Consider the following 20,406-nt stretch of genomic DNA (forward strand, 5'->3'; position numbering starts at 1 on the left):
TGGTAGGTGTTTTGGCTGGATTCGCCAATATGAGCATCACCGTTTTGCGAGGTGATCACAACTTGGCATCCAGCCTGGTTCCCCCTGTGGGAGCAAGCTTGCGATGATGTCGGCACATCCAACATCAGCGGCACAGAAAGACTGCTATCGCGAGCAAGCTTGGCTCCCACAGTTTCCTGACTGACATCAGGCGAGTGTACGCCACAATGAACCTGACCAGCCTTCTTGATACTTGAGGGAGTGGTGGGTGCTTGTTTACTGGTGCTTTTTTGTGGAGCGCCGAGGCAACAGAAGGTTGCCTGGTTTCATTTAGACAGGCTTAGTCCAGGGTGGTATTCGCGGATCTCCAGCTTGTCTGTGCTGATAATAAAGTTGACCCTCTTCTACAATATTATCCGTCAGCTTTTTCTTGTCACTCGCTAATAGTTCGTGAAGGCGAACACGAGCACGTTCGACCGGAGCTGGAGGGGCTACCTGCCCTGATTCGACCGAACTTTTAGCCGTGCTATCGATACCGAGTTCTGTGCCATTGCCAGAGTTTGAAACTTCGCTCGACCGTCTAGACAATGGCGGCTCTTTTCCTGCTCTCCTCAAAGAGCCTTCCGGGCTTGGATTCTTGCGGGTGGGGAGCGAAGCGGGGTCATCGGCACGTTGGGATAGCCGGAATTCTGGATCGAGGAATCTTCTTTCTTTCCAGAGCAACTGTTTCTTCATTGGTATTGGTTCTCGGGCTTTCAGGATCCAATTGGACGGTTGCTGCACCTTCGGTACCTTCACCTTCGGCAACGTAATCAAAATGAGCCCTGCCCCGAGCCACCCCAATGTGTCATTGGCTTGTTCATCCGGAACAAACGTCCTCGCAAATTCCGTCCCCCCTGCTGTCGCCATCGAGCCCCAGGTTACGACAGTTGCCACCGTATTAAAGGTGTTGGCCACCGCCGCGCTTGTGGTACCTACTGCCTCAGCCACGAATGCAATAAGCGGCCCAGCGTTAGCCGTTGCAATTGACAATAGAATTCCCAAGAGTATCGAGGCCCCGAACAATCCTCCCTGGAAGGCATAGTTGTTGACGAGACTTTGTGTCCGATGCCCGGTCGGGTCGCTGAAAGCAATCGGGTTGCCGGCACAATACATATAGCCATTGAGACCGCCAGCGCCGAAGGGGCTCATGGAGTCCGGGCTGTGGAAGCGCATCAGGCTCGGGTTATAGGCTCGGTAGCCATTACCCAGCAAATACCAGCCGGTGCTTTCAACCGCCTCGCCGTTGAAGGCCAGCAAGCTTTCCAGGCCATTGTTCTCATCACGTTCGCCATACGCGCCATACACCACGTCGCGCACTGCGCTGCCCTGGTTCTCGGCGATGACCGAGTGCTTGGCGTCGGTCAGCAGCAACAATGTCTGCCCGGTGTCGCTGGGATTCTGCTGTCCTAGGGGTTGGCCTTCATGGTAGAGAAACTGAATGTGTTGATCGTCATGCCAGGTGTCGGTGATCCGCGTTCCCTGATAAAAGCGCAGGGTTTGAGTGTCGCCTTGCGGCAGGACTGCTTGCAAATTGTCATGGGGATCATAGCGGTATGCTGTCACGGGTTGCCCCGCCGGGGTCATGACGGCCACCAGGCGGCCCTGGCTGTCGTAGCTCAGCCGCTGACCGGTCTCGTCGTGCTCAAGGTTACCGTCGAGGTCATAGCTGAAACGGCGTTCCAGGTGTTGATAGTCCGGATGGCTGTGGTTGGCGCCGAGTAGTTGGCAAGGGTCATCGTCGGCAAAGGTGAAGTGCGCGATGTCCAGGCTGCCATCGTTGAACACCGTTCGTGTATAGATGATGTTGTCCAGCGTATCGAACTCGAAGTATTGGCTGACGATGGCGTTGCCAAAACGGTCCTTGGGCAAGTCGCTGCCCGAACACCGATAGCGCTCCAGGCGACCGCGCAGGTCGTAGCTGTAGGTTTCCAGCAGGGCGCTGGCGCCGTCGACCCTCAGGTGTCGGGTCTTTACGTTGCTGTCGGCCAGGTACGTCAGTTCGATGGAGCGCTCGGCTTCGATGGGGCGGCCTTGCGCGTCCAGCATCACCAGGGTGCGTAAGGTTTCGCGCCCCACTTCGTCGAACTCCAGGGTGGTGGTCAGCGTGTTGTTGGTCGTCTTGTCTTTGGTGGTGGTGCGGAACACGCGACCGATCGCATCGTAATCGAAGGCTGCGTGCAATTGCCCTTGTTCCATGCTGAGCAGCCGTCCATTGCGTCGGTCGTAATCCATGAGGGTCTGATGGTTGCCAATGTCGGTGCGGCTCAGGCGTCGACCTTTGAGCGAGGTCTTGTAGCGGGTGGTGTAGGTTTTGTTGTCGACGATGTCCTTCCAGCTCTCGGCGATCAGGCGGCCGGCTTCATCATAGGAAAAATGATATTCGCCCTGGCTGTTTTTCGAGCTGTCGAGCCGGGCGTCCAGCAGGTCGACTTCGAAAGTGGACTCATCATCGGGGGCGGTGACGACGGTCGGCTGTTCACTCAGGCCGTGCTTGTATTGATAGTCGATCTGGTTGCCGGCCGGGGTGATCCGATGTTTGGGTTGGAAATGGCCGGCTTCGTACACCAGTTGTTCGTCCCTAGGGCCCACCTTCAAACCTGTCAGCCGATCCAGGCCGTCGAACCGTTGTTCGCCGAGGCGGCGAGTGGGCAAGTGGGTGTTGCCCGGCTCCACTTCGATGGAGGTGCGCAGTTCGGCCTGGCTGTGCTCGGCGTAAGTGTGACGGACGGTGCTCAGGTCAGGCAGTGTGGTACTGAGCAGGCGGGCGAACGCATCGTAGCGATAGCGGGTGACCTGGCCGAGCGCGTCGACCTCTCGCGTGCAATTGCCCAAGCCATCGTACTTGAACGAGATCTGGCTGATGCGCTGCCCGTCCACACCGATCCGTTCGACGCTGACGGTTTTTTCGAAACGATTGGTGACGGTTCGGGTGCGTGCAGTGCCGTCGACCCACTCTTCGGTGGCAAAGGCAATCGGGTTGTTGAGGGTCCACTGTTTCACCCCATCGGGCCGGGTGACGCTGTCCTGGAGGCCCCACAGGTCGTAGGTGTAGGACGTCGTCAAGCGAAGGTCGACGGCCTCCAGCCAGTCGATTTCGGTTTCCTCGACCAAAAAGCCCTTGGCGTTGTACTTCGCGCTGTAGATATCGCGATAACTGCCGCCGGAGTGGTCGAGGTCTTCCATCTCCTCACGCACAGCCCGGCTCAAGCCGTCAAAGTGCGTGCGCACCCTGACCCCCTTGACGTCCTCCATTTGCTGGTAGGCCTGGGTGGTGATCGGGTTCTGTCCTGCATCGGCCGGGCGTATCAGGCGGTAGCTGTAGCGACGAGTTGCCGGATAGTCGCTGTTGGGCGCCTGGGTTTCGCTCAGCACCCGGTTCAAGGCGTCGTAACGGTAGCTGTGCTCAATGCCGTTTTCAGTGACCAGCAAGGGCTCGCCGTTGAGCATCGAGCGCTCGTCGACCACCGTGCGTGCGGCATTGTCGACATCCGACGAGAACTGCTGCACGGTGCGCAAGGATTGGTTGGTGGGATTTTTCGTGTAGCTGTAATCGATGACCGAAGTCGGCCCCGTGTCATCGCCCATGGTCATGGCTTGCCGAGCGCGCCGGCCGTGGGTCAATGGGGTGCTGGGGGTGTTGATGTAGTCGAAGACAGTGAGTGAAAGTTGTCGCTCCGTCTCGTCGGTCAACTCATACAGGCGCTCCTCCACCACGCACAGCCAGGGCAGCGTGATCGCGCTGCCGCTGATGGCCGGCAACGTCTGATAGCGAAACCGGGTGCGCTTGGCCGACGCGCCGGGTTCGAGGTCCGGGACACGCTCGGGGTCGCTTGACGGCGTTACCGTTTTCTCGCGGACATGCCGCACGAAACCGTACGGGTCTGCCGGGCAAAAGCCTGCGACACCGTCGGCAGGGTAGTAGCTGATTGACTCGGTAAGGCCGCTGGGTTCGATGCGCAGCGTTTGGTTGCCATGGATGTCGTATTCGTTGATTTCCGTGTCCAGGCGCCAGAACCGTGGGTCATCACTGATCGACCATAACGTCGACATTTTTCTTGGCAACTGGCATTGCCGTGGCTGGTTGTCGAAGGACAGCTTGTCGTCATCATCGGCGTAATAACGGGTGCGTATGGTTTTCTGGTGGTTGCCCTGGGCGATGACTTCCTGGGTCTGCAAGTGGAAGCGGTTGAACGTGCGGGTGATGCTGCGCACCGTCTCGGTCCCGCTCATCAGGCTTTCGGTGGTGGTGTAGGTGTAGGGTTCGAGGACTTTGAACAGGTTGTCCAGGCCGTCGTCATCCCAGTTGATGGCGCTGCCATAGCCGAGGAAATTATGGCTATCGGCCCCGTAGCTGTATGCCACGACAATGGGCGGATTATCGCCGCCCGGGTCGGTGGTGTGGCGGGTCACCCTGGGCAATTTGCGTTGGGTATCCCGGCCGGGGAAACCATGGCCCTCGTCGTTGTACAGGATGGTTTCATGGGCACCCAAAGGCGTCCAGACCGCGCTGATGCAGCTCAGGGTTTTTTCCGTCTGGTATTCGAAGCGCCAGCCGGCGCCTTCGGTGGTCGGCAGGGTGATGCGTTCGACGTGATCATTTATCAGGTTCAGCACCACTTGCGCCGAAGGGATCCCATTGGTGAGGCCCATGGCAAACGTGACGGTATGCGCGGCCGTATCGCGGGTGATCCGCAGCAATGCCCCGGTGCTGTCGAGAAGGGCACTGAGCATCGGTTGGCCACTGGGGGCGGTAATGTACTCAAGGCTGACCTCATGGCCTTGCGGGGAATACATTTTTACCGGCACGGCCACTTGTGGCGAGGCCCCCTTCAATTCGAGCACTTCTACAAGCCCGGATTTGTGCACGACCTTGAATCGGTTATCGTTATCGGGCAGGGTGAATAAATGGAAGTTTTCTATTTTCTGCTCTTTCATCCGCAGGCGATGGGTAAAACCGGGGTAGGGCCCCGTCACCCTGAACGTTTCGCCTGAATGCAACGAGATGATCTGGGTGTCGGACGCATATTGCGTCAGGCCCATTTCCCAACCCAGGCCAAAACCAGCGTCGACGGTGTTGAGGGGGTTGAAGTTGAGTGTCAGGGGCACCACCGGGCCGCTGAGTTCGCAGGTTTTGACTTCTGGTAGAGATAAGGAAACCGTGTATTGGCCCGTGCGCGCGTCGACTCCGGATTGGACGAAACTTAGGAAGTTGAAGGCGTTGGAGTGGACGGCGGTGGTGGTGGCCATATTAATGTCTCTTGAAGCGTAATATTAATATTTCATTGTCCTTCGCTGACAGATACGCAGCTAAGATGTCCATTGATCTGGCTGTCGCCTGCGCGATGCCTGATCTTCAATACGCCAGGTGCAATGACCGAGTTCAAAGGTGCTGAGTACATTACAGCGAGAGATATGTAGCTGTCAGCGGGGGTGGTGGTCGGGTCTTTTGTCGTGCGAACTTCTATTTCCCAACTATCGTTCCATCTGCAGTTACCTCCATGAGGCCACCTATCATCCAAAAAAGTGATGTGGAGTGCGGACGGTACGTTAACGAAGCGAACGGTATATGCCTGATCATTTGTGCATCCATAGTTTCCAACATAATACTCCCCTGGAATAGCTGGGATGCTGCACTCTCGGACGCCATCACCTTCACGAACCATAATGTATCCTGCGGCATTGCTTGCGGTGATTATGCAATGGGAACCTATTAGACTAAATAAAAGAAGGGTAAAGCTCTTTCTGAAAGTGTTCATATTCTGATCTCAGCTTTTAGAGGGTGCGGTTCGCATAAAATATAACCGAAAATTTTTCCGCGTAAACCTAACACTTCTGATAGTTCCAAAGCCGCTCGTTCAGGCGTAAATCTTAAAGACAGGAGCCCAGTAGCTGTCCTTTGCATCGCTGAAAAAACTTCATTAAGTATTTTTAAAGCATAAGGAACCCGGAGCATGACGATTCGGACGCAGCCCAATCCACTGCCGGTGGTGCAGATCAGAGAGTCCCATGACCTTCATCTGGACCTGGAGAAGGCGGAGTTGATCATCACCCCGTGGATGGTGCCGTACCAGGCGATGGCGGTGGGCGATACGGTCACTTTGCATTGCCGCAGGTTTTACCCTGACGGCAGCGAATATCTCCCGGCGCTGGCCTATCCGAGCGTTATCCAGGAGGGGCAGCCGGGCAAACCCCTGGGCCTGTTTCTCAACCGCTCCGACCTGATGCGGGTCGAGGATGGCTCCATTGAATTGCACTACGGTATCCAATACATCGGCACCGAGCAGGCCGTCACCTTCTCCGCTCGGCAAACCTTTCAACTCCTGGCCCCGAGCTCGGCGATGTTGCCGGAGTTGACGATCGTCGGACACGAGGGCGGCACGATCAACCCTCTGTTGTTTCCCGATGGCTTGCCGTTGCGCATCGAGGGTTATCCCGGCATGAGCGACGGTGATGACCTCCTCTGCCATGCCGTTTCATCCGCCACGGGCGTGGCGCCGATCGTTTTGCGGGCCAGGGTCGACGCATCGACCCTGGACAAAGGCTTTTTTGAATTCATGCTCGATGCCGAATGGGTCAGCGTCAGCCAGGGCGCCGGGATCGACTTACGCTACGAATACGCCAGGGTCGGTGCGGCGCTCGCGGCTACACCCTATCAGGTCAACGTGCGCACACCTTTAAATCTGCCGATGGTCATCGTTCAGAACGCCCGACCCGATCCGGAGGATCCGGTACCGGGTGAGGGCGTCTTGGATGTCCTGAGCTTAAGCGCCTCCGGCGTGACCATTGATATTGACCCGCAAGCCAACTATGGGCCCGATGACGAAGTCAAAGTGTATTGGGACGGCTACGGTACCAGTGGCAAACATGTTGCCTTGGCGCCCGTGACCCCTGGGGGGCGTACGTACAACATTCCCCCACAACACATTCCTGCGAACCTGGATAAGGCGGTTCGGGTTTACTACACCGTGATGCAGCAGGGAGAACCGGCGCCGGTGCCGTCGCAAGTGTTCATTGTCCGCGTATTGCCCATCGACAAGTATCGTTACCAGACCATTCAGTCCGCCCAGGCCCAGCAAAACAACGGGACCATCTATGTCAGCCGAATTACCCCGGTTGGCGAGTTGTTCACCCTGCATGCCTGGCCGTATATGCGTGAAGACCAGATCGTCAATGCGGTCATTAATGGGAAGAACAACAGTGATTCTCCCGTATCGGTCTTCATTCTTGAAAACTATGTTGTCAAGGATACGGACGTTACGGCCAGGTTAATTGCAAAGGCTGTTTTACCTGCGGCGTTTCAGCCTTTGAAACGTGGCAGCATCAATGTGCAAGTCACTATTACCTATGAGCAAGGTGCGGAAACAGCCTATCTACCTGCCGGTTTTGTATTGGCGGATTGACCCTCAACTTTAAGTGGATGGCAGCCACTCCATTTCCCGAGAAGAGAATAAGTACCATGGCCGCGCCCCGGAAAACGTTTGCAGAGTATTTGCAATGGGCCGCACTCAAACCACGGACCAGTGGGTGGAGTGCGCTGGTGGCTTATGACCGAAATAAATGTAACCAGATGCTGTTGCAGGAATACATCGAGAAACACGACAAACACTCGACGATGCCCCCCATCAATGAAACCTATGGCTCATCGGAGTTCACCTGGCACTGGTTGCTCGATTACGTCACTGATGCGCCACGCCTGAGTTTCGAAAATGATCCGAACAGCCAGAAGGCCGAAGTCAACATGCGCATGGCCATTGTCGGAGGCAAGAACATAGCGCTGAACGACGCGGGCGGCTTCGCTCAAGTCAATAGAATCAGCTCCTTCGACCCTTTGGACCATCCAACATTGGAGGTCGAACGGGTACAGCTCAAAGACATTCAGGGCGGGATCACCGAAGACGGCGAGGTGTTGCTGGATTTGGGCGATCCTGATTACCAGGGCCATCACTGGCAAGTTTCTGGCGATGAGTCAGAACATGAGTGCCTGGCGGCCGGCGCCTTCTTCAAGCGTAAGTTCAGGGAGGCTGACCGGGTTCGGCGGACATTTACCCTGGGGACGCTGGCACAGACCAGCCAAGCCTTCATGAAGCCTCAATCTTTCCGGCTACGCACCATCATGGAAGAAGGCGCGGCTTCTCGTGGGGCTTCGAACTTCGGCAATGGCGCCATTGAAATGCGCATCGCCTTGGATGATGACCTCCGAGGTGGGGAGCCAGGGGAAGACTGGGTATACCCCCTGCCGAGTGACCGAGTGGATCTCAATGCAATGATGATGTTCGGCTCCCGCTTCTTCATGCATGGGATTATTGGTAAAGGCACGGCCAGGGCATTCAATGCGCCCAATGCCCAATTTGAAAGTCGAACGGATTCCAGAGGATTCGTCGAATGGCTTGGCGTCAAGTATGGAACTGAAGGGTACCTGGAAATTCCACCGTTCGAGGCATTGATTGGCACAAAAAAACTGACGTTCCACAACTATAAACTTCCCATTCATCTCAGTGCTGATCATCGGCTCACCATGACACTTTTCCGGGACGCGGATGGCTCGCTATCGCTGGGTGTGGGCATGGGCTCTCAAGATGTAAGACGGCTGATGGTCTGCACCGTGAATGGCGTGCCATTCCATTGTTTAATGGGCCTTGGTTTGAGCGCCACTTATCGATTTTCACTGGATCAAGCGTCGCATCGTTTAAAGGTGAAACTGGGCTCATTCAATTCGTTCGTACGTTACGCTCCGAACTTGCTCTTGCCACTTGACGTGCTTTCCTACATGGACACGTCTGCCTTCCGAACAGGGCTGGGCAATCTTGTCGCCCTCACAGCGATGCAGATATTCAACGGCCTCGAAGAGATCGATGTATTCACGCTGAATACGCTCTTATTCAATGCCGAGAATGCCATACAACTCAAGACCGCCGATCTGACGGGTGAAATGCTGCTGTTCGGCTCTATTGGCCCTGGCGCGGGCACATTTGTCATTGATCCAGTGGAAGTTCTGTTGAGCCACGGACAAGCTCACCAGTTTAGAACACTGCCCGCCACCTCAAGGGTCAAGTGGACGGTGGAAGATCTCGAGGGTAACGCTGCGGGTGCGGGGCAAATGAATGCCGACACCGGTGCTTATATCGCCCCGTCCCTGGCACAGATCCCAGGCACTTATAAGCGGATAAAAGTTACTGCGACCGGACCCGGCAACCGCCATATCAGCAGGGCGCTGATCACGGTAGTGGCCAGGGCGATCACGCTCAATCCGCTGATAGAGGTTTGTAATGGCTCCGAATCTGGGAAACCAGCAGAAAGTCGTACGCTTTCGGCCCATTGCATGGGGGGGGCCTTGAGATGGCGTGTCGAGGGCGGCGGTCGTATTAACGAAACCGCTGATGAAAATGGCGAGAATACATACTACGCGCCGCTGAAGCACGCAGCGCCCGGGCCCTCATTTACGCTAGATAAAATAATCGTTACCCATACAACCACCCATCAAGAGCAAACAACCTTGATGGTACTCAAACATTTTGTTTCGGCCGTCGTTATATACACCGATTTTGAGGACATGCCCGCCAATCGAGTGAAGTTGACTTGCAAACTAAGCGGCGGCACTCCACCAGAGCCACCAATGTGGGGATGTATACCCGAAGTTGCCGGGACGATTGATCAAGACACGGGTTTATTCACTGCCAATCAAACGACCAGCAGTCAATTTGTACTCATCACCGTGCGGATTGATTTAGGCTGGCTTCAGGCCGACGGTTTCACCATTCTTCCTTTACCGCTCGCCCCCCTTGCGCCCAAGCCCGCCCCAGAAGTTTTGTCCAATCGAACAAAGCGCTCTTCAACTACCTGCACTGACACAACGTGTACGGATAACTTGCCTATTCATTCGTGACGATCGGCAAGTCCTTTCATGTCCTGAGAAGAGGATACACATCATGGCCGCACCGCGAAGAACCCTTGCCCAATATCTGGAATGGGCCGCCATCAAACCGCGTACCACTGACTGGAGCGCGCTGGTGGCTTACGATCGAGGCAAATGCAACCAGTTACTGCTGCAGGAATATATCGAAAAACATGACAAACATTCGGTGATGCCTCCTATCAGTGAACCCTATGGTTCAACAGACAAGACGTGGACTTGGTTGATTGACTACGTCACCGATGCGCCACGTTTGAGCTTCGAGAACAACCCCGACCTGGATTCGGCTGAAGCCAATATGAGCATGGCCATTCTCGGGGGTAAAAATATAACGATGGATGACGTGCTCGGCTTCGCTCAGATCAATAAAATCAGCTCTTACGACCCGCTGGATCATCCGACATTGGTGGGTAACAGGGTAGAACTGAAAGATATCCAGGGCACCGTCCAGAAGGATGGCCAGGTGGTGCTGGACTTGGGCGATCCTCGTTCCCAACGTTACATCTGGGAAGTGAAGGGCGACCGGGTCGAGCATGAGCGCCGCATGGCTGGGGCTTTCTTCAAGCGTAAATTCCGGGAGGCCGACCCGGTAAAGCGGACATTTTTCCTGGGGATGTTGGCGACCACCACCCAGGCGTTCATGAAACCCCAGACGTTCAAGCTGCGCACCATTATGGAAGAAGGCGCCGCTACACGTGGAGCCGCGAACTTTGGCAGCGGCGCCGTTGAAGTGCGCATCGCCATGGATGACGAAATACGGGGTGGTACTCCAGGCGATGATTGGTTGTATCCCTTGCCCAGTGACCGACCCGATCTTGATGCAATGATGATATTTGGCAGTCACTTCTTCATGCACGGCATTATAGGTAAAGGTACGGCGCGGGCGTTTAACTCACCAACCGCTGAGTTTGTGGGCGAGAAAGATAACAGCCTTTTCACTAATAGAATAAAAGTTAAAGCAGGTACCGAAGGCTATTTGGAAATTCCGCAATTTCAAGCCATCGTGGGCAGCAGGTACTTGACCTTTTTCGGTTATAAGATTCCAATTTATATAAATGCTAATAAGTTGCTCACGATGACGCTTTACTACTCTGGTAGTGGTGAGCCCTATTTTGAAGTGGGCATGGGAGGCGATGATGTGTTCGGTCAGATGAAATTTTATCTGAACGGTGAACAAACGTTTTCCATGGGGCTTGGCTTTAGTGCGACCTATAACTTTTCGATCGACTCAACCTCGCGTCGGCTTCAGGTTAGAATGAAGGAGTACCGCACGTATTTGAATGTGTCCGACGCCGGGCTCGAGGCCTTCCCGGAGGATGTGCGAAGCTTTATGAAGTCTGATGTTTTCAAGGATCGGATAGGTGAAAACGTCGCTAATGTGTCGATGACACTATTCAACGGGCTTGAGGATATCGATGTATTCGTTCTACACACGCTTTTTTTCAACAGCGAGGATGCCGTACAGCTCAAGTCTTTGCACCTTACCGGGGAAATGGCGCTATTCGGCTCCATCAGTCCTCGCCTGACCACGTTTTCCATCGAACCTGTAGAGCACATGTTGACTTACGATGGGACCCATACGTTCAAGGCAGAGCCTTCGGTGCCAGGGGTGACCTGGAGTGTCGAGGACCTTGAGGGCAATACTGTGGGAGTCGGACGCATACATCCCACTTCAGGTGAATATACCGCCCCTTCATTGGCGGATATCCATGGGACCTATAAGCGGGTCAAGATAGTCGCCACCGCGCGTATCGGCAACAATCCCCCCCATATAAGCAAGGCACTGGTGACGGTGGTGGCCAGGGCAATCACATTGAATCCGCTGATCGAGGTTTGTAATGGCTCTAAAGCTGGGGAACCCGAAGAAAGTCGCATGCTTTCGGCCCATAGCACGAGTGGGGCCTTGAGATGGCGTGTCGAGGGCGACGGTCGTATTAACGAAACGGCTAATGAAAATGGGGAAAATACATACTACGCTCCGCCGAAGCTGTTAGCGCCCGCCCCGGCCTTCACGATAGATAAAGTCATTGTTAAAAACACGGCGACAAATGTGGAGCAAACAACCCTGATTGTCGTTAGGCATTATATTTCAATGGTTATAGACACCAGTTTTGACGGGGTGTCGGCAAATCAAGTACGGCTGCTCCCCTTGATCAGTGGCGCCACCCCAACAGAACCGGTTATTTGGCAATGTATACCCGAAGACGCTGGGGACATTGATTCAGATAGCGGGATTTTTACCGTCAGACAAACAACCAACAGTCAGTTCGCTCTGATCACTTCGATGGTTGATCTGGGTTGGGTGCAATTTTCCGGCTTCACTATTCTTTCCTTCCCACTCGCTCCCCTTCCGGCGAAGCCTCCACCTGAAATCCCACAAACTACCGCTCTTGATGACCTGAACGGTTTGCTGGAAGACGTCTACGAAAAAGTTGAACAGTTCAGCCAGGACTCTGACGTCCGCGAAAAGGCCAAAGAGTATCTGGACCATATCGCTTCACTTGCTGAGGACGCTCAAAATGGCCACTAACTCCATTGCCGATATTGTTGAAAAAATGAAAGAAGGCTCGATTACCTGGGGTTGGGGTGCTGTATGTGTCTTCAACCGTGAGCGGCTTAATCGGGTACTCCAGCAGCAATGGCTGGATAAATACGATGGCTCCAACTATTTGCCGACCTTCTCTGGCACGATGGACCTCAATACCCCAGCAACCGAATATGGGGTCATGAAAAATATCCTGCTGGGTAAGCCGCTGCTGTCGTTCGAACCTGCACGGCTGGATACATCCCGGGCCAAGCTGACCTTGAGTATTCTCGGTGGGAACTTCAGCGTTCATGACAAGACCGTTGGCTTGTTGTATGAGTTCGACATTACCGAGGCACATGGCTACACATTGACCGTGGAGTTGGACCTTTCGTTGGTGGTGGGTGTGGTCGATCGCCTGGGCAGGGTGACGCTGGATTTGTCCAAGGGCACCCGATTTTCCTGCAACCTGGTGGGGCCACGCGACAGCCAGGCCAAGCTCGGTGAGTACTTTGACCAGCGGTTCAAGGCCTTGCCGCCCGAGAAGCAGGTTTATGTGCTGGGTATCCTCAATCTGAAGGGGGGCAGTGATTTAACCCCGACGAACTTCATTGTCCTGACCCAGCGGGCGCCCGGGGCTGCAGTGGCCGGGGCGAAGAATGCAGCCGACGGCGCTGTGGTGGTCATGGTCAAACTGCGAGGCAGCGCCCATGGCGGGGATATTCCGTCCCCGGAACGTTTCCCCTACCTGATTCCCGATGACAGCGACCAGGACTATTCGGCCACCATCGTACTGGCTCAGGAATATGTCGATCGATCCGACGACGACAAATTAGAGCTGATCCACAGTCTGTTGTTTCCCGGACAAAAAAATACCTTTGTGGAACATACTCGCCGTGAACCTGCCGACCTGGTGATATTCGGCAGCCTGGCCCCCTCCAGCACGTCGCTGATCATCGAGCCTGGGGTTCACGTAATGAAGGCTGGTGGCGAGCCGGTTGAATTCAAGGCTTATCTTAATGGCGTCGCGATGGATGTCAGCTGGAGCGTCAGGAGTCTCAACTCGAACACATCGGCGGGTTCGATCAACCCGACCTCCGGGCTTTACCAGCCCGTCGCGGCTGCCGATTTGGGCCGGGAGCTGGTGCGCAATATCGTCACGGCCTCCTACGTCGATCCGCAGACAAAGCTAAAGCATAAAGTCCAGGCGTTGTTGCTGGTCACGACCCAATCGATGACGATTTCGCCGGGGGTCGTAGCACGCATCGAGGGGGAAACGAATACCGTGACCTTCGTCGCAACAGCGCTGAAGGGGGCGACGTTGACCTGGAAACAACCCACGTATGGAAGACTCTCCGCAACCGGTAATACTGCCATCTATACACCGCCGTCGGCCGCCGTATTGCTTGCCCTGCCTGAATTCACCGTCGTGGACACTATTACCGTCGAGGATGACACGGGCGAGACGGTTGAGGCAGCGGTGGTGCTGACGAGGGCTGCACCTACGCTGGAAATAGAGCCACGGTATTCTGTCAATGTGGGGCGCTCGGCGACCGTGACGTTAACCGAGAAGTCAGGCGCCCCGGCGACTATTGAGCGCACCTGGCGGGTGATTGGAGACGGGACTGTCAGTAATGATGGTGTCTACACCGCCCCGGCGACGCCTCGTCGGCCCTACGACATCGTCAGGTGCGAAATTTCTGCCTCGGGCATGCTCGTCTATGCGGGTTACAGCATCATAAAACTGGCATCCCACATTGAGGAAGCCAGGTGGTCGGGCCTCACGAGCTTTAAGTTGGTGTCATTGCGTTCCGACCAATTGTTCGCCAACGGGTTTCAACAGGTGTCATTGCAAGCGGTTATCCAGACCATTGGCGACGCGAGGCTGACCCAGGCGGAAGAAGATTCATTGAGGATGGTCTACGTCGGATCAAACCAACTTGTACCTGAGGTGCCGGCCCTGCAAGAGGGTATTGAAGATGAGGGCTCGCCGGAAGCCGAACGGAGGTGGGCGCAGACGAGGGATTTCAACCGTTTTAAACCGTACCCGGGTTCGGCTCCGCGCGAAACACAACCGGAACCTGACGACCGTGCATCGCTACCCAGTAGGGTCGATGTATTCATGGTGACTCGCGCCACCAAGGCCACCCAATTTTATGCGCTGTTTGAGGATGAGTTGGGACATCCCTGGCGCTCGGACGTTGAGCCGACACCGGGAAATCCAGACGGGATTATTCAGTTTACCCCCGTCCCTCCGCCAAGCCCCCACATTGATCACTATAAATTGACACGTCAGCGTATTGATGGAGGTGGCGGGAGTGATCCAGACAGTGATTATGACTTCGACTGGTACTTGAAGACGACGGATTATTGGGCGCTGACTTATCTGCGGGAAGGTCAAGTCGGTGTCGATTTCCTGAGGGCGGAGGTTCGAGGGTTGCGGTCGATCGTGCAATGGGAAAGCCCTGCCCCTAATGAAACCATGTTCAGTTACACCGGCTATGGCTATAACGATCCGTTGAAGCCGAGTGATGGAAATATCATGCGTTATGAAACGCTATTGGTCCAGAACCTTGGTCTTCCCGTGCAGACCGAGATGAAACCTGGGCATTCCCTGGCTGAAGGTAAGTTTAGAATTGGCTTGTTTCGCTGTGAGCATTCCGACGGTATTCGGCAGGATCAACGGGAGAAGTTATATCCTCTAAGGAATAAAAAAATTAATGTTTATTTGACGGATGATGAAGGCAATAAACATAGCCTTGCTATTGGTTTTCCTGCTTCGGACCGCAATCGATTATATGTGGATCATTTTGATGACAGTGAACAGATGTAGGTCATCCGGTATGCCCGTCCGGAAAGTTGATCGAAGCATGCTTGGATTTCGGTAAGTTGCTTGCATGCAGTGCGGCGTCAGTCGCATTGCATGTATTAGCTATCTATATTGAATTGTTCGTGAGGTTAGCCATGACTGCGTCCACCGCTGTGCACTCCAACGCCTTTAACTTTATGAGTTTCATCCAGACTGGCGTCGATCCACGAACCGGCTTTTATACCGTGTCGTTATCGTTGCCGGAACTGTTCAGTCATTCTCTGCGGGGGCCGTCCGTTCCATTGACGCTTAACTATAACCCCTTGAATCTGACGGATAGCGGATACGGCAAGGGTTGGAACCTTGCCCTTAGCCAGTACACGCCCAGTACCCAAGTCGTCTCGGTGTATTCGGGGCAGACATTCAAAGTCACTGGCCCCTATGAAGGCGTGGCCAATCGTAAGCGCATGAAAGAGCAAAAAATCGAAGACTTTCAGTTTTACCAGCTGCCTGGCGACCAGTTCAAAATCGTTCACAAGGCCGGGCTTGTCGAGATATTGGAACTCAGAGGTGCCAGCCCGCAGGTGGCCGTGCCGGTAAGAATGTATTCCCCGCAAGGACACGAAATTACCTTGGAATATATGACAGTCGGTTCCGGAGAGCCGATGCTCAGAGCCATCCGAGACAGCAATGGTCTATTGCTGCAAGTTACCCGTCATCTCATCACCAATGCCGTCAATATAGGCTTCAGGATCGTCAATGGTTCGCCGTTGGCCGAGGTGGTCCTGAGCATGGAGAGTGATCGTGTCGGTCGAATTACCTTGCCGACCACCGAGAATGCCGGTTGGCGTTTCAAATATAACCCGGAGAAAGACCTCACCTGCATCCGCGAGGTCTGGACGCCCTTGGGCGCCCATGAAACCGTTATGTACAACGATACGGGCCATGGTTTTCCCGGTGCCGGCAATGAGCAACGCAAATTACCCAGGGTGACCGACCATATTACCGATCCGGGCGGAGGACAGCGTCCCATCGTGGTGAAGTACACCTATGGCGCCGACGGCCATAATTTTCTCGGCTATGGCAGTGGCATCGCATGGACGGAGGATCATCTGGACAACCTTTATAAGGAACTCGACCCCTACGAGTATGAGTCCACCGAGACATTGATGGTCGGGACCAACGCGGTACGCAGCGTGACCCGCCGGTTCAACCGTTTCCACTTGCTGGTGTCGGAAACCACCCTGCAGGGCACCCACAAGCAGACCCAAAAAACCCGCTATTACGCCGATGACGACGATACGTTGTCTTTCGATGCGCAACCACGCCAGTGCCAGTTGCCCAAAGAGGCGATTACCCGCTGGGAGTTGACGGACGATGCGCGTAAATGGCGTGAAGATGTCGAGCGAAGTGAGTACGACATCCACGGCAACCAGACCTTGAGCGTCCAGGCCAGTGGCGTCGCCGAGGCCACTTCCTACTACCCGGCTGGTGGAGTGCCCGACAAGTGCCCAAAAGACCCCTATGGCTTTGTCAGGCATGTCGAACACACCACGATCATACCGGCAACGGATCCGGAGCTGGTGCCTGACCTGCAGGCCGGTGCGCCGACATTACGAACTCGGTACAGCTATAAGACTTTGCCAGCGCTGGATAAAAGTGCCATCAGCGAAGTTTCGGTGGTCATGACCGAGGAGAGTTTGCATCAGATGGTTGGCCAGACTGAAGTGCTGCTGGAGACCAGCGACCTCGATTATTTCGACACGCCTGATGACCCGTTGCTGCATGGGCTCGAGAAGCTGAAAACGCTGACCATGGTGGGACTGGGCCGCAATTACGTCTCGACGACGGGGTACGAGTACCGAATCAAGACGGACGAGGGCAAGTCGGAAAATAATAAAATCAATAACGCCAACGAAATGCTGCTCGGTGAAACCGTGTTTGCGACAACCGAGACCTTCACCGGTCACGACGGCCTGGTCAAAGTTATCTCTGCCGAACGCTCGCTGCTCAATGGCGAACCCTTGTTGACCCAGGACAAGGACATCAGGATTCGCACGACCTATGACGCCTTGGTGCGGGTACTGACGGAAACGGTCGCCCCCGATGACCCCACCTACGCGGCGACGCGTGCCTACACTTACAGGCTCGTCCGCCCGACAGACGATGGCCAGGAGCCCTCGACCGGGCAGGCATTCCAGGAAGTCGAAAACGTCAAGAAGATCAAGACCCGCACCTGGTTCGATGGGTTGAACCGCGCTGTCCGGGAAGAACAGCAGGATGCCGATTTCTCCAATGGCGCTTATCGAGACATCTATCGGGCGACCTACAACGCGTTGGGGCAATTGACTGAAGAGCAGGAAATCGACTGGCTGGAACTCGAACCCTTGCCTTTGACAACCACTTATACCTTTGACGATTGGGGACAACAATCCAGCAGCACCGACCCGGCGGGCGTCACGCAACACACCGTGGAGGACCCTATCGCTTTCACCAAAACGGAGTGGACCCAAGGCATGGGCCAGACGGTCACGACGAATAATCGCCTTGAAAAGCCGGTGAAAGTTCAACGTTTCGATCTGGCTGAAAACTCCATCAGCCTCCATAGCTATCTGTATGACGGCCTGGGCCGTACCGTCCAGGAAGAAAACGCCGCGGGATACAAGACCTCCTACACCTACGATGTGTTTGATCGCATGCTTGAAACCACTTTACCGACAACGGACAAGGTGGTTCGTGAATACGCAGGCCACAGCCGTGGCGATCTGCCGACGTCGATCAAAGTGGGGGCAACGGAACTGGGTACACAGGCGTTCGATAGCCTGGAGCGGATCACCCTGTCGACGACCGGTGGGCGAGTCACCCGGCATGAGTACGACACCACCTACAGCAAGGCCAATCGGGTCATCCAACCCAGCGGCGATGTCATCCATTATGAATATGCCTATGAGCTGACGGATGAACCGCTCATCCGCAACGCTGTTGCGGGCGAAGAAACGATCAGCCGTCTGAATGCAGTGCCCACGCCGATCAAAGCCACCTATGACTATGATTCGCAGAACGCCCGGCTTCTCAGTTCATCGGAGCTCGATATCGAGCTGGAACGGACTTATGACGTCCAGGGCGAGATAAAGACGGAAACACGCACGGTGACGGATGCCGCTGAGCCCTATGAAATGGTTTATGTCCATAGCCGGCTCGGGCGGCTGATTCGTTACCAGGATGTCACGGAGCAGGTTCAGCTGTTTGACTATGATCGAACCAACGGCAGGTTGACCTATACCCAACTTGGCCAAATGGGCACCGACGGCTATATCCGGAGTGACTTTACCTATAACGACCAGGGTTTGATGAAGCGTATTGCTACGGTGGATAGCGCGAACAGCAGTGCGGTCATCGATCTTGAGTACGATGCCCAGGGGCGCGAAACATTGCGCGAGTTCAATCTCAATGGCAGCAAGTCATGGTTGAAACAGGTCTGGAATGGCCTGGACCAGATCGTACAGCGTGAGTTGAGTGAGGGCGCGAGCCAGGGCGACACCTTGCTTCGCAACGAGACTTATCGATACGAACTTCGCGGGCGGCTCGAAGAATACCGCTGTGAAGGGCCCCAGTCGCCAGTGGATCCCATGGGCAACCGCATGACACGGCAGATGTTTTTCTTCGATGCCTTGGATAATCATGAAGAAGTGCGCACGACCTTCATCAAGGGCCAGACCACGGAAAGCAATACGGCGCGTTTCGAATACAGCGGCCCGGACCCGGTGCAACTGACACGCGTCACCAACAGCCATGCCGATTACCCGAATATTGAACTTGAGTACGATGCCAACGGCAACCTGATCAAGGACGAAGAAGGGCGCTCCTTGTCCTATGACCTGCTGTCCCGTTTGGTTGAAGTGAGTGGGCCCGATTCGGGGGCGAGCCGGTTTTACGCTTACGACGGCGGCGATCAGTTGTCGGCCAGCGGCAGCGATACTCACCGGGAGCAACAGTTTTATCGCGATGGGAAACCCGTCAATTCAGTCAGCCCGACCCAGAGCAGGACTTACCTATCGGCCGACGGAGTGACGCTCGCCGAGCGGCAGGAAGGTGCATCCCCAAAGTCTTTAATACTGGCCGGTGACGGCAGCGGTAGTGTGCTCAGGGAGGTTGAAGGCGGTGAAGTGACTGAAATCGCTTACAGCGCTTATGGGTATCGCGATGCGACCCAGCCGGTGGCTTCACATCCGGGCTATAACGGTGAAGTCAGGGATGAGACCGGGTGGTATTTGCTGGGCAATGGTTACCGGGCGTTCAATCCGTTGCTGATGAGGTTTCATAGTCCGGACAGTTGGAGTCCGTTTGGGGATGGGGGGGTGAATGCTTATGCTTATTGTGACGGGGATCCGATTAATTTTACGGATCCGACGGGGCACGGTATTTGGGATTTTGTTCGCAAGTTATTTGGGTTTAAATCAAAAGGGGAGTTTACCCTGACACCTAAAGATGTTAGTGAGATCACGGGGGAGCCACTACATAAGTTCACACGTAACCCTCTTCACGAGGGCTTAAAACAACCCGTAGCGGAACCTCGACCCGTAGCGGAACCTCAACCTGTACGCCTGGAGGCTGCACGCCCGATCCCACCAACCAAATATACGCCCACACGGGACATGATAGACTCGATCCCAGGTAATCAAGCAAACGTTAAAAAGAAGCGCCTCTCAGCAGGCCCTCAGACACCAGCTGAAAAGGCTAGAGTTCGGAAGCGGCAGATAGAGTTTAATCGTAAGAAGGATCCTAAGGGATATAAGCAAGCTCTAAGGCGTAGTCAGCCGGGGAAAGTAGTTGGTGAAACTGCTCATGGGTCCCAGATAGTAACAGCTGATGCCTTAATTGGGTGGGACCATAAGTTCGGAGTTCCTGTTCGCCAAACGTTCGCACATATTCAAATGTCTAATAAAGGTCTTAGGTGGTGAGAGCTGTATAGCTAAGAAGGTCTCATGATATTGGTGATTTTTTGGAGGCTGGGAAGTGATTAACTGTGTTATCGCTTTCCAGTTGCGGATCTCATTGGGCATGGGCTCAATGCCTGCTTTCGCTAAACTTCACCAAGCCACCGCCATGACCAAGCCTCAACTTGTCCATGGCGGTGCGCTT

At 55.0% G+C, this 20,406-nt stretch carries 6 protein-coding genes; 5 read left to right on the forward strand and 1 reads right to left on the reverse strand.

Going from position 1 to position 20,406, the window contains the following annotated elements; all coding sequences use genetic code 11:
- Window positions 1-309 precede the first annotated feature (309 nt).
- Window positions 310-5,268 carry an RHS repeat-associated core domain-containing protein gene (locus AC30D9_RS28350; RefSeq protein WP_490145307.1) on the reverse strand — a complete coding sequence of 1,653 codons (4,959 nt, stop codon included), beginning with the start codon at window positions 5,266-5,268 and terminating at the stop codon, window positions 310-312.
- A gap of 704 nt (window positions 5,269-5,972) precedes the next feature.
- Between AC30D9_RS28350 and AC30D9_RS28355 the strand changes: the two genes are divergently transcribed.
- The 5 genes from AC30D9_RS28355 to AC30D9_RS28375 all read left to right on the forward strand — a co-directional run bounded on the left by AC30D9_RS28355 (window position 5,973) and on the right by AC30D9_RS28375 (window position 20,225).
- A complete protein-coding gene (locus tag AC30D9_RS28355) occupies window positions 5,973-7,421 on the forward strand; it encodes a hypothetical protein (protein WP_490145308.1) in 1,449 nt (482 codons plus the stop codon).
- 137 nt (window positions 7,422-7,558) lie between these two features.
- A complete protein-coding gene (locus AC30D9_RS28360) occupies window positions 7,559-9,904 on the forward strand; it encodes a hypothetical protein (RefSeq protein WP_490145309.1) in 2,346 nt (781 codons plus the stop codon).
- 43 nt (window positions 9,905-9,947) lie between these two features.
- Complete coding sequence (locus AC30D9_RS28365) at window positions 9,948-12,461, forward strand: hypothetical protein (protein WP_490145310.1); 2,514 nt, start codon at window positions 9,948-9,950, stop codon at window positions 12,459-12,461.
- Window positions 12,451-15,288 carry a hypothetical protein gene (locus tag AC30D9_RS28370; RefSeq protein WP_307574140.1) on the forward strand — a complete coding sequence of 946 codons (2,838 nt, stop codon included), beginning with the start codon at window positions 12,451-12,453 and terminating at the stop codon, window positions 15,286-15,288. Before AC30D9_RS28365 ends, AC30D9_RS28370 begins: the two co-directional genes overlap by 11 nt.
- A 131-nt stretch (window positions 15,289-15,419) precedes the next feature.
- Window positions 15,420-20,225: an RHS repeat-associated core domain-containing protein gene (locus AC30D9_RS28375; RefSeq protein ID WP_490145311.1), complete on the forward strand. Its 4,806-nt coding sequence runs from the start codon at window positions 15,420-15,422 to the stop codon at window positions 20,223-20,225.
- Window positions 20,226-20,406: the final 181 nt, after the last annotated feature.

The organism is Pseudomonas sp. DF11 (assembly GCF_058148565.1).